This window comes from Priestia sp. LL-8, from assembly GCF_036227845.1.
GTDB classification, from domain to species: Bacteria; Bacillota; Bacilli; order Bacillales; family Bacillaceae_H; genus Priestia; species Priestia zanthoxyli.
In genome coordinates this window covers 1,658,003-1,669,947 of the sequence record NZ_JAZAQH010000001.1, presented here as the reverse complement: position 1 = coordinate 1,669,947, position 11,945 = coordinate 1,658,003, and the positions used below count along the sequence as shown (strand labels likewise).

12 protein-coding genes are annotated in these 11,945 nt (G+C 34.6%); 5 read left to right on the top strand and 7 right to left on the bottom strand.

Going from position 1 to position 11,945, the window contains the following annotated elements; translation table 11 throughout:
* Window positions 1–8: 8 nt before the first annotated feature.
* Together U9R83_RS08400 and U9R83_RS08395 are read right to left on the bottom strand one after the other, a co-directional pair.
* The gene (locus U9R83_RS08400) at window positions 9–200 is read right to left on the bottom strand and encodes a hypothetical protein (protein ID WP_014460695.1); all 192 of its coding nucleotides are present in this window, start codon (window positions 198–200) and stop codon (window positions 9–11) included.
* A 53-nt stretch (window positions 201–253) separates the two neighbouring features.
* Window positions 254–391: a hypothetical protein gene (locus tag U9R83_RS08395; protein ID WP_014460696.1), complete on the bottom strand. Its 138-nt coding sequence runs from the start codon at window positions 389–391 to the stop codon at window positions 254–256.
* Between the two features lie 513 nt (window positions 392–904).
* On the opposite strand from U9R83_RS08395, the gene U9R83_RS08390 reads away from it, so the two are divergent.
* Window positions 905–1,126 carry a hypothetical protein gene (locus U9R83_RS08390; protein WP_140450607.1) on the top strand — a complete coding sequence of 74 codons (222 nt, stop codon included), beginning with the start codon at window positions 905–907 and terminating at the stop codon, window positions 1,124–1,126.
* Window positions 1,127–1,217: 91 nt separating this feature from the next.
* Here U9R83_RS08390 and U9R83_RS08385 read toward each other — a convergent pair whose 3' ends face one another.
* Window positions 1,218–2,714: a class I adenylate-forming enzyme family protein gene (locus U9R83_RS08385; protein WP_140450606.1), complete on the bottom strand. Its 1,497-nt coding sequence runs from the start codon at window positions 2,712–2,714 to the stop codon at window positions 1,218–1,220.
* A gap of 442 nt (window positions 2,715–3,156) precedes the next feature.
* On the opposite strand from U9R83_RS08385, the gene cax reads away from it, so the two are divergent.
* Window positions 3,157–4,200: a calcium/proton exchanger gene (gene cax, locus U9R83_RS08380; protein WP_028413861.1), complete on the top strand. Its 1,044-nt coding sequence runs from the start codon at window positions 3,157–3,159 to the stop codon at window positions 4,198–4,200.
* Window positions 4,201–4,566: 366 nt separating this feature from the next.
* Window positions 4,567–6,081 (top strand): arylsulfotransferase family protein, encoded by a 1,515-nt coding sequence (locus U9R83_RS08375; RefSeq protein WP_014460701.1) that lies wholly within the window; start codon window positions 4,567–4,569, stop codon window positions 6,079–6,081.
* Between the two features lie 110 nt (window positions 6,082–6,191).
* On the opposite strand, the gene U9R83_RS08370 is transcribed toward U9R83_RS08375, so the two are convergent.
* The 4 genes from U9R83_RS08370 to U9R83_RS08355 form a co-directional block, all read right to left on the bottom strand.
* Window positions 6,192–6,590, bottom strand: coding sequence for a hypothetical protein (locus U9R83_RS08370; RefSeq protein WP_140450605.1), 399 nt, complete (start codon window positions 6,588–6,590; stop codon window positions 6,192–6,194).
* 295 nt (window positions 6,591–6,885) lie between these two features.
* Window positions 6,886–7,068, bottom strand: coding sequence for a hypothetical protein (locus tag U9R83_RS08365; RefSeq protein ID WP_014460704.1), 183 nt, complete (start codon window positions 7,066–7,068; stop codon window positions 6,886–6,888).
* A 518-nt stretch (window positions 7,069–7,586) separates the two neighbouring features.
* A complete protein-coding gene (locus tag U9R83_RS08360; protein ID WP_115653527.1) occupies window positions 7,587–8,075 on the bottom strand; it encodes a DUF6518 family protein in 489 nt (162 codons plus the stop codon).
* A gap of 163 nt (window positions 8,076–8,238) precedes the next feature.
* Window positions 8,239–8,826: an NDxxF motif lipoprotein gene (locus U9R83_RS08355; protein ID WP_049794001.1), complete on the bottom strand. Its 588-nt coding sequence runs from the start codon at window positions 8,824–8,826 to the stop codon at window positions 8,239–8,241.
* Window positions 8,827–9,018: 192 nt separating this feature from the next.
* Here U9R83_RS08355 and U9R83_RS08350 point away from each other — a divergent pair, with 192 nt between their 5' ends.
* Together U9R83_RS08350 and U9R83_RS08345 are read left to right on the top strand one after the other, a co-directional pair.
* Window positions 9,019–9,912, top strand: a complete 894-nt coding sequence (locus U9R83_RS08350) for an AraC family transcriptional regulator (RefSeq protein WP_014460708.1) — start codon at window positions 9,019–9,021, stop codon at window positions 9,910–9,912.
* A gap of 502 nt (window positions 9,913–10,414) precedes the next feature.
* Window positions 10,415–11,917 (top strand): spore germination protein, encoded by a 1,503-nt coding sequence (locus U9R83_RS08345; protein ID WP_014460711.1) that lies wholly within the window; start codon window positions 10,415–10,417, stop codon window positions 11,915–11,917.
* Window positions 11,918–11,945 lie beyond the last annotated feature (28 nt).

Here is an 11,945-nt window from a genome sequence, read left to right as displayed (position 1 = left end):
TTATAATGTTAGTTCATATTAGTCTGATGATAATTAAAAGCCATATTTATAATTTCTCCAAGCAACAGTCCTAAAGCTGCTACTGGTATAAACACTTTAAACATACTAATAGAAACATCTAAGCCTAAAATCAGTAAAAGAAAATAACCAAATAAGAATCCTGTACAGATAAATGAATATTTTTTTATCATTTTTCTCAAAAAAACACCTCTTTTGCTTGAACACTCCATTCACTTCTTTATGTATAAAAGGCTCATCTATTCTTTCCAAAACGTTCATTTTGTTTTTTAAATTGAACAACTTTATAAATAAGCAAACCTAAAGAAACCAATAAAATTAACCAAAAGATTTGAAAAACTGCGTCCGCCCAATTAAAACTTGATATAACCATATTATCGCCTCCTATAACTTATACGAATGAGTTTCATAAAAGTTCCATATTTGTATTATTTATTGTGTTTTCTGAGTGATATTCTCAGCTGTTCTTCAGCACCTATTTGTAGCCAGCTACAATCGGCCTTAATTTTAAATGTATTAAAAGAGGGTACTACACTTTATAAAAAGGCGTGATTTTATTAACTTTTTACGTATTGCCATAACAGCTGTTCTTCTCTCTTTCGTTGGTGTGATCTTCAGAATAATTTACGGCCGATTAACTGGAGAAAAAGGTGTACAAATAGAAAGTCTCATCGGTCTTTTCATTGGTTTTTTTATTGGGATTTTTTTAATTTACTATTTTAATGATTATCGTAAAAGAAAAATACCTAATTAATTCGTTAGTTTGCAAACGAAGTGCTCGCTGTAAATTTTAATAATCTAGAATGGCTTTCCGCACAACGTTCATAAAAACAGCTATTTAGGTTAAATTATTACTTAAGAAACATATGCTACTGGAGGTTGTAACTTGTTAATAGGTGAGATTGTTCAAAAGCTAAATAATGGTGCTACTTATGAGGAGATTGCTTCTTCCATCAAAAGTAATGAAGATATATTGAGGAATGATTTAAAGAAATTCGGATTTCACTATGATAATAACGAAAGAAAGCTGGTATTTACAGGATACGAATCTGAGTATGAGAATACACTTCGTATTTGTTACTCTGATATCTCCAAGCTTTCTAAATAATACTTTTACTTTTCGGTAATATAAATACTGTTGAACACGAACTTTCATCATAAAAGCGCGGACTGAATTCAATCCACGCTTTTAACACTCTTCATTTTAATTCTCTTTTTAATACTTTCCCAAGCTGATTTTTAGGAAGTTGATCAATAAAATAAACTTCTGGAACTTTGTAACTTGCTAGACGATCACTACAATAGTTTAGAATATCTTCTTTTGTTAAGGAAGAATGAGGATCCTTTACTACATAAGCTCTAGGTTTTTCTCCATAAACAGGATCTTCTACTCCTACTACAGCAGCTTCTATAACCGTACCTATTTGCTCAATGATTTCTTCGACCTGATCGGGATAGATATTATCGCCGCCATATACGATAACATCTTTATAGCGTCCCATAATATATAAAAAGCCGTCTTGATCTATCTTTCCAGCGTCCCCCATATAGAACCAGCCATTTCTAAGAACTTTGTCAGTCGCCTCTTGATTATGCCAATAGCCTTTAAAACAATAGGGGCTTTTTATAATAATTTCTCCAACTTCACCTGTTTTTACTTCTTTTCCTGATTCGGGATCAATAATTTTCACTTCTACACCGGAAAGAGGCTTACCTGCGGATTCAATTTTTTCATCTCCCATATTTGGTGTCCATACACTGACTGTCCATGCTTCTGTACTTCCATACCCTTGTATCATGCTGATGTCTAATTTTTCATATTCCTGAATAAGATAAGCAGGAACTTTTGCCCCTCCGGCAATAGCAACCTTTAGTGAAGATTTCTTTGACCCTGCATTTTTCACTACTTCGAGCATTTGCATATACGTAGAGGGAAACGCTAACATCATAGTGATCTTATGAGTTTCAATCGTTTCCCAAATGATTTCCGGGGTAGGATCTGACAACAGAAACAACCCCATTCCGTTGGAAATAGATTTTAAAATATTGTTAATAGAACTCATATGATAAAAAGGATGCGAGGCAAGAAATCGACCATCTTCTTCATAGTCTATTCGTTGACTCGATGGTTGTATATAAGAATACACGTGACCATGCTCAATCATACAGCCCTTTGCATTGCCAGTTGTTCCAGAAGTAAAAAGAAGCATCGCAATGTCATCTTGAGAGACCTGTATATTTGGATTTAGTATAGAATACGCAGAAAAAATGTCATTATATTCTTCAACTGTCTCCACACTATTCTTTCTTCCTACTTGTAAAGTAACAACGCCGTTTACTATTTCAGAGTCAAAAGGGATAACTTCATGAAATTTTTGGTCGTAGAAAATAACTTTAGGTTGTGCACTGTCTAAAATATCGATAATTTCGTACTTCGTCAGCTGCCAGCTAATAGGAACCGCTACGGCTCCAATTCTTAATGCAGCTAGCAGAATGGTAGGAAACGGATGATTATTTTGACATAGAATTGCAATTCGATCTCCTTTTTTAACATTATGGCTTAACAGGTAATGAGCCAGCTGATTGACACGTTCATTATATTCTTTAAATGTATGGAAAGATGTACTCCAAATTAAAGCCTCTTTTTCAGCAGATTGTTTAGCTCTTTGCTCTAATAGTTCTCCAAGTGTATACATGATAGCTCTCTCCTTTAATGATAATGACCAGTTTGAATCATATTTAAATGGTGCTTCATTCTAATTATTTTTAACTCTATAAACTACATTACCCATACTTAACGTTAACGCAAACGTCAATTATAGACGTTTGAAAAATTCATATCTTTTGAACATGTAAAAGATACATATTAGTTATTCAGAAAAGACTATTCCATATACTTTGAAGCTTATGCTGAGGAGTTCATAACGTTTGATCTTGTAAGGTTCTTTTCTTTTTTTAACTTTAGTCTCCTTTTGTAGCAGCTATTAAGTATGTTCCCTTTGTATGCGTGAAGTTAATTGCTAGTTGCACTCTCCATGTGAATAACAAAAGTCTTAAGAGTTATATTAATAAAAACGCTAAGATAATATAGAGCTTCTCTTCTTGCTATAGGATCTATTAATGACCATGGAGGAAAATATGAATAAAGTCTTTTTTATTTTTATGATTATTGGTGTACCTCTTTCAATTATTGGCAGCATGTTTAATTGGAATTATATTTTCATGTTCTTTATTTATTGTGTGACATTAATTAGTTTGGCTAATTACATCAGACGTTCTACTGAAAGCCTTAGCGTTGTAGTAGGTCCAACAGCAGGGGGATTACTGAATGCTACATTTGGCAACGCTGCAGAAATTATTATTTCGTTTTTTGCATTAAGTAAAGGACTAAATACAATCGTCATTTCCTCCATTACTGGAGCAGTTCTTGTTAATCTTCTTTTTGCTAGTGGAATATCCATGATCGTTGGAGGTATTCGATTTAAAAAGCAAAAATTTAGTGTGTTTAAAACACGACATAATACCTCCCTCTTAATGTTTGCTATTATCGTAACTTTTGTATTGCCATTTATCTTTGCAAAACGCTTGGATGATAAAGATATGCAGGTTCTATCCACTTCTTTTGCTATTGTGATGTTGACCATTTACCTGCTTGCTCTTCTTTTTAAACTTGTCACACATAAAGGGATTTTCACCGGAAACGCAGAAGAAAATGGAGAGGAACCAGAATGGGGAAAAAAGAAAGCAATCGTTGTGCTTGGACTGGCCACAATTGTACTAGCTTATATTAGTGAAAAACTTGTTGGCACCATTGAGCCAGTAGGTGATGCCTTAGGCTGGAGTCACGTTTTTATTGGAATTATTGTTGTGGCCATAGTGGGAAGTGCTGCAGAGTACGTGTCAGCAATTGCCATGGCCTATAATAACAGAATGGACGTAATGGTGGAGATCTCCATCGGTTCAACCGTCCAAACGGCCATGTTTGTTGCTCCTATACTTGTTCTGTTCTCATACTTGTATGATTTCTTGCCTCTTGTATTTAATACAGCAGAAATGATTGCGATGATCCTTGCCGCTCTCATGACGGTGACCGTTGTGAACGACGGTGATTCCAACTGGTTCGAAGGTGTTTTACTTGTTGGTACCTACATTGCGATAGGCTTTAGTTTTTACCTTTTATAGAATTTTTTCAAGAAAAAGATGAAAATTTCAGCTTACATAAAGACAAAGCTTAATCATCTTTTTAAATCTTGACGAATAATATATACACAAAAATTTGCTTTTCTTTTGCATGGTTTTCAACTTTAAACACAATTAAAGTATTGCTGTATTGATAATATATAATCGTATATGAACAAGAAAAACGGGCTCTTATCTGCTAAGAGCTCGTTTTTTATATTTATTTTATCTACCTTACATATAACCGTTTCAAATAAACAAAAGACACCAGTAAACCTAAAATGTATGTACATATTTTGAAGCGAATGACATATTAATAGCTCAAGAGACAGTGTTTACTAATAAAAGTTAGAGGAGATGAGAGTGAGAATGGATAATTTTAATTCACAATCATCCACTGATCATCCAAACCCGCAAGTATGGAATTTTGTTTCGGCTCCTAATTTACATCCCATGAAGGTTACCATTAATACTAATAAGCCTGGAACAGCTCCCGGCCTATTATTTGTTGCACCCTATACGGTATATGGAGCAGCGATGATTGGACAGACCGGCGCACTAATTATGGATCAGACGGGTAATCCAGTGTGGTTTAGACCGCTTGCTAGTAGGTATATCCAAAATACAGACTTTCGAGTACAAATATACTGCGGGAACCCTGTTCTTACGATGTGGCAAGGGACAATTTCAGGAACTCAAACTTCAGACCCTAACCTTCCAGTAGGTGAACCTGAGCCTGGTGCTTATTTTCAAATTATCAATCAGCATTATGAGGTCATTAAAAAGTTATTTGCTAAAAAAGGGTTTACCTCTGATTTGCACGAGTTTACAATTACCAAACGGAATACGGCTTTGTTTACAGCCGTAAAACAAATACCCGCAGATTTATCTAAGTATGGAGGGCCATTACATGGGTATTTTAGTAATTACTCTATTCAAGAAGTAGACATTGAGACGGGAGAGCTTCTTTTCTTTTGGGATGTACTTAAACATATTAATCCATCTGATTCGATGGTACCTGCTTCATCCGCAACAAGCTCTAATAATATATGGGATTGTTACCACGTAAATTCAGTCGAAGAAGGTCCAAACAATACACTTTTAGTGAGCATGCGTAGTATGTGGGCTATTTATAATATTGACAAAGAAACGGGAAAGGTGATTTGGCAACTTGGTGGAAAGCAAAGTGATTTTAGGCTTGGACCGAACGCCAAATTTTCTTGGCAGCATGATGCACGCTACAGGTCCGAAAACAGGATAAGCTTGTTTGACAATGCCTGCTGTGCTTCTCCTGATTCTCCACCTCAAGGGCAAGCGCGTGGTTTAATTCTTCACTTAGATTATAAACACAAGGTTGCAAATGTAGATCGAACATATTATCATGCTCCCGCTTTATATGTTCCAAGTCAAGGAAATGCGCAAAAGCTTTCCAATGGAAATCAACTCATTGGGTGGGGACAAGAACCGTACCTTTCGGAATTTAGGAACGCTGGCAATACGCGGAGAAACCCTTCATTTAATTTGTTATATGATATGCAGTATCCAAATCAGAATCTTTCGTATCGAGCCTTTAAAAATAAGTGGATAGGTCTACCACTTTATCCACCTAGCATAACTGTAGACTTATTGCACGACGGTGAAGCTACAGTTTACGCATCATGGAATGGTTCAACAGAAACAGTCGCTTGGCAGGTACTGGCGGGACCAACACCTTTTAAATTAGCAGTAGTGGTATTTAGTACCCCTCGTACTGGATTTGAAACAGATATTCATGCTGAGGCAGGGGGTCCCTATTTTCAAGTGAAAGCATTAGATTCATGCGGGAACGTCATTGGTACATCACCAACTACTTACGTGAAAATAAGACGAAATAGACGGAAGTGAGCATTAATAATCCTCTATTAGATTTTTAAAAATGTTCGTATAGTGCCCCTACTCTGAAGAACTGAGGGAATACTTGATATAGATGAGTATAGGGTACTTTTTCTCTCGAATTACTTAACTTTTAAAACAATATCTTCTGATTTGTCATTCCATTTAACAGTTAAAATCAAATGTTTAGATTTCATTACACCTTCACTAGCGTCAACCTTTACTTTCTTTTTAAAATTCCCTTCTTCATTTAACCTTGCGTCTCTCACTGCAATTCCATTTTGATTATTTGAAGGGTCTAAATTAATTCCAAAATCCCCTATGTTTTCTACCTTACCACCTAGATAATTTAAGTTAATTTGAGCTGTTTCTTTACTATTTTCAACGGGATATAACGTAATAGTAGCTGACCAGCTTTGAGTTTCACCTGAAAACTCTAAAGGATCCTCAGCTTTACTTTGACATCCAACTAATGAAACAAAAAAGAAAAGACTAAATAAAGCAATACAAAACTTTCTCATCCTCGTCCTCCATGTAAACAGCATAATGTCATTTTTACTAACTTATATTGTATTAAACTATATATTTTTAGTTAACGTAGCGTAGAATATTATCTAGTAAAGAACATATGTAAGATCTTTTTTAAAAACTGTTCGTAGATTTTGAAAGATGCGCTAAATGCGGAACGTTTCTTTTCACTTTCCATTATAATTTTATCCCCTTTTATCCTCAGGCATATTCTATACAAAACAAATTGCCGTTAGTTTAAACAATGAAAGGTCTCCCAGAAATAATTCTGAGAGACTAGTAAAAAAATTAACCTGTGAAAAAACTTACAACACCTATCAGCACAAAAAATATGAGAATTGCAGATAGAATGAGTACAACTGTAAAGATAGGTTTATACTTTGCTCTATTTTCTTGATTACTTATCTTATTATGTAAATCATCTAATTTTCTTTCAATTTCATCTAGACGTTTTTCAGTGTTAATATCCATCACCTCCTACCTTTTATACGAATTACTTCTCTAAAATTTTCCTAATTACTGTATTTTAAAGAATATATATGTAAAAACCATTATGGATTGTATTTATAGTTAGTTATCAGAATCGTTTTTATCAGTAGTGCAGATATCAAAACTATAAAAGCTCATTTAAGCTATAAAAATACTTAAATACAGTTATAATAGATAATACATAGATGATAAGGTGAGATGTATAAATGACTGATTTTTTATCTGATTTTTTATCAAGCTTAGGTCCTATTGTTGATACTCCTAGGCCTTTAAATACTCGAAAAATTAACAAACATATTTTGTTGCTAAAACAGCAGCACTGGTTCAAAAACGTTTATGATAACAAGGAATACTATGCACTACTTTTTGGGAATAGACGAGTGCGATCTTATCTACACAGTAGCTTCCGTGTCTTTAGAATGATTCGTAACGAGAAGGTGCAAAAGAAGTTCATTATGCTATTGAATAAAGAATTAAAAAAATAGTTCTTTTCAGAACAATCAAAAGTGAAATGGACTCACTTGTTTGATAACAAACGAAATAATAAACGAAACAGCAATTGTTGCCGCTAGCTGCTTTGGAGTTTTGTAAAAGACTACGCATAAAACAGCATACATAATGAATTCTTCAATATAGTTTAAATGTATATAAAATATTCCAACCGCTAAAGAAAGACTTAACAATAACCCCATAGGCAACGCTGGTAATATCCAAGCTAGACGTAAATTATTTTTAGCGATCCATACAATAGCTGCTAGAAACGGAGACGCTAGTGCGATACTTCCCCACAGTAAAAAATAACTGGTTGGAAAAAATCCAAATAAAAAAGCTGAATATATATAATAGCCTGTTAGCATTCCTATAAAGAACACGAATGTATTAAGAGCCGCACTAATTTGGGTTTTACTATACGCGGCTATAAGAGTAGCAATCAGTACCCAAATACCTGTCCTTGAACACAAATATCCAAAATATGGTATGATGTTCATCCACCAACTTCCATCAACACCTGCAACAGTATCTAAATATTTGGCTGCTATCCCCAAAGCTGTACCGAAGACTAAATATATAATAGAAAATGCAAGTTTGTTTGTAGACTTAACTATTCCAATAGTAAACTCCCCCTAACCAAAGCAAACCTATTAAATTGTTTTAACTCTTTCGTCCAAAAGCTTTTGTATCAATATTTTTGTCATCTAGAAAATTCTCTATTTTTTTCTGTTCCCTTCCATTTACACCTTCATTTTTATTCATAATTGACTCAATTTCTGTTTCAGAAAAATCTCCTTCGCTCATACGCTCAACCATGTCATCGATTGCTTGATCCAGTTCATCCAAAATTTGATTGGAATCCGTAATAAAGCGGCTAATTCTCTCTGACTCTTTTTTATATCCTTCTGGTAGAGTATTGTGCGAGATATAGGTGGAAAAGTTACGATCATTTTCTCTGACCAGATCGTTTAGTTGTTCGAGTTTTTTCGCTTCAGCTTTAGTTAGCTGTTGATCAGAATCCATAATTTCTTCAAATTGGTCACTGATATTGGATAAATCTTCGCTAGTATCTAAGTATGTCTTTATACTTTCTTTCATTTCCTTTTCATCAATTACAGCATTATTTTTCGATGAACTAAATATGGAAGTTGGTAATACAATTTTTCCACTAGCTTCTTTTGTACTTTCCTGATAAGAACAAGCGCCTAATAAAAAAATAATTATTAAGCTAAAACAAAGTTTTTTCAATTCAAACGCTCCCTTTAACAATGTATTTGTTCCATTAATTTACATAGAAAATTTTAACATTAAAATCCTCTTAGGACTATACATCTAGAGGCGTATATTGGAAAAGTCCCCTCACCTAATTGAATATAGCAAAAAATGTTAAGAACAAAGATTTGTTTGCTGTTATAGTGAACGTAAGGTAGGTGAATGTAAATGAATTATGTAACTTGTATACAGAGAACGCTAGATTACATTGAGGAGAATTTGGAGACACAAATTACTTTAGAAAAGTTAGCAGAAATTGCTTGTTTTTCTCCTTTTCATTATCACCGTGTCTTCCAAGCCATGGTTGGAGAATCAGTGATGGATTATGTGAGAAAACGAAGACTTACACGCGCAGCAGAACGCTTATTTTTCACAGATGAAAAAGTGATTGATATCGCCCTTGATGTTGGTTTCCACTATCAAGAGTCCTTTAACAGAGCGTTCAAAAAATTTTATGATGTTTCACCGAAACAATACCGTAACGCAAGAAGAATATCTGGACCGCTACGGGGAAAAGCCTACCTAACTACCACACTTTTGTCAGGAGGAAATAAAATGGAACCAAAACTAGTCACTAAACCTGCTTTTTATGTCATTGGATATGAGCTAAAAACGAAGAACGAGGGTGGCCAGAATAATAAAGACATTCCTGAATTTTGGCAACAGTACATGCAAAATAGATTGGGATCTAAAATTCCCAATCCCATAAACGAAAACACGGAGCTTGGTATTTGCACTGATTTTAATCCTGAAACGGGTGAGTTTGTTTATGTAATTGGCATGGAGGTAGAGAAAGACACTCCAGCGCCTGAAGGAACAGTTTATAGAAGCTTCCCTGAGCTAGAATATGCGGTATTTACTACGCCAAAATCAAATGAAGAATCCTTTACTTCTTCCATTCAGTCCACATGGAATTATGTTTTCACAGAGTGGTTTCCAGAATCAGGTTATGAGCACTACGGATCAATGGAGTTTGAACTGTATGATAAGAGATGCTATGGTTCAGAAAACAAAGAGATCGACATCTACATTCCTGTAAAAAAACAGACCGTTAAGGCATAAAAAAGAAAAGCATTGCAAGTAGAAATTCACTTATAATGTTGAAAATATTCCTATACAAAAGCCCAATCTCTAAGCAATTAAATTTAAGAGCGGGCTTTTTATTCTTTTGCATTGGGAATTTTGGAATCAGCCAATTTGAATATTCCCTTCATTTTTAGTTATCATAATGTACGATATCGGCAATAAAAACATCAGATATACAGAGAAATACGATGTGCTTTTCTCTCCAATTACTTAATTCTTAAAACAATATCTTCTGACCTGTCACTGGATATAAGGTAATACTAGCTAACCCGCTTTGATCTTCTTCTAAAAACTCTAAAGAATCCTCAGCTTTATTTTGACATTCAACTAATGCGACAAAAAAGAAAACAAAATTAGATACATTTACTATCATTTTATTTTATGTATTTTCCTCACGTGCATATTTTTTACATTTTATAGGAATGATAACGTTACTCGTTGTATAACAAATATTCACTCATATAAAAGGTGGTAAAACGTGCGACAAAGATATATTCTGAAAAGCTCTAATAAAGAAAAGACAACAGATTGTTCAGCAACTCCCTTATATGATGATGTAAATAAAAATATAGAGAGACTATTGAACGAATTAGGAAATAGCTCCGATGTATCGGTTCGAATGGTTGAGTCTCCGTATCAAAACACGTTAAAAGCAGCCGTTATTCACCTTGACGGATTAGCAGATGAAAGCATTATAAATGAGAATATCATGACTCCTCTTATTCAGTGGCTTAAGGAAAGTAATCAAGTAGTAACCGCCAAAGAGATAGAAGCACAAATACCCCAGATGTTAACTGTATCTCAATTGACTATAAAAGAGAATTGGCATGAATTTATGTCAGCCGTTTTAACTGGTGATACAGTCATACTACTGAATGGAAGTTCTAGAATTTTCATTGGCAATACAAAAAAACTTCAGTCCCGCGCAGTAACAGAACCAACCAGCCAAACTGTTGTTAGAGGACCTAAAGATAGTTTTACAGAGAATTTAAGGACTAATACCTCCTTGATAAGAGCTAGAATTCAGGATTCTAATTTACGCTTAGACAGCATGAAAATTGGAAGCGTAACCCAAACAGATATAGGGATCATGTATATTCAAGGGAATGCAGATGAACGTATTGTAGAGGAAGTCAAAGAACGTTTAAAAGAGATTAAGGTAGATGGGGTCCTCGAGTCGAACTATATTGAGGAATTTATCCGGGATGATAGGACGACTATTTTTCCACTTCTATTAAATACGGAACGACCTGATGCCGTTGTAGGAAATTTATTAGAAGGTCGAATTGCTATTATTGTACAAGGAACACCTTTTGTATTAATCGCACCTGCTATTTTTTCTCAATTTTTTCAGTCTCCCGAAGATTATTATCAAAATTATTATATTGCTTCCTTTTTAAGGATACTAAGATTTGGTTCTTTTTTTCTGTCTATGTATGCGTCTGCTATCTATTTAGCATTGATTACGCATCATCAGGGACTTATTCCAAACACATTAATGGTCAGCTTAATGGCGCAAAGAGAAAGAGTTCCTTTTCCAGCAATTGTAGAAATGGTAGTGATGGAGTTAGCTTTTGAGATGCTGCGAGAAGCAGGAATCCGAATGCCTAGAGCAATCGGACCAGCAGTCTCAATCGTAGGAGCGCTGATTTTAGGACAAGCAGCTGTAGAAGCAGGTTTTGTATCGGCGGCTGTTGTGATCATTGTTGCTATTTCTGCCATCAGCAATTTTACACTGCCATCTACTAGCATTGTCAATGCGGCCCGTGGTTTTCGGTTTATCTTGATTCTAATTTCAGCATTTATTGGCTTATATGGAATTTTGCTTATGACCTTATGTATATGGCTTCATATAAGTAGTCTAAGATCTTTCGGTATCCCCTACTTTTCACCTTTTGCTCCCTTTGATTTTAAAAAGCAAAAGGATACTTTAGTTCGATTCTCTTTACCATCTCTGTTGAAAAAACATCAAAATAAATAGACGTCGTATAAAGATGAATGAGGATAGA

What these genes read in the sequence shown, in the direction of transcription:
- U9R83_RS08350 (WP_014460708.1), top strand. Translation starts at nt 9,019, where the DNA reads ATGAATTATGTAACTTGTATACAGAGAACGCTAGATTACATTGAGGAG.
- U9R83_RS08375 (WP_014460701.1), top strand. Translation starts at nt 4,567, where the DNA reads ATGGATAATTTTAATTCACAATCATCCACTGATCATCCAAACCCGCAA.
- U9R83_RS08365 (WP_014460704.1), bottom strand. Translation starts at nt 7,068, where the DNA reads ATGGATATTAACACTGAAAAACGTCTAGATGAAATTGAAAGAAAATTA.
- U9R83_RS08360 (WP_115653527.1), bottom strand. Translation starts at nt 8,075, where the DNA reads ATGAACATCATACCATATTTTGGATATTTGTGTTCAAGGACAGGTATT.
- U9R83_RS08395 (WP_014460696.1), bottom strand. Translation starts at nt 391, where the DNA reads ATGGTTATATCAAGTTTTAATTGGGCGGACGCAGTTTTTCAAATCTTT.
- U9R83_RS08370 (WP_140450605.1), bottom strand. Translation starts at nt 6,590, where the DNA reads ATGAGAAAGTTTTGTATTGCTTTATTTAGTCTTTTCTTTTTTGTTTCA.
- U9R83_RS08385 (WP_140450606.1), bottom strand. Translation starts at nt 2,714, where the DNA reads ATGTATACACTTGGAGAACTATTAGAGCAAAGAGCTAAACAATCTGCT.
- cax (WP_028413861.1), top strand. Translation starts at nt 3,157, where the DNA reads ATGAATAAAGTCTTTTTTATTTTTATGATTATTGGTGTACCTCTTTCA.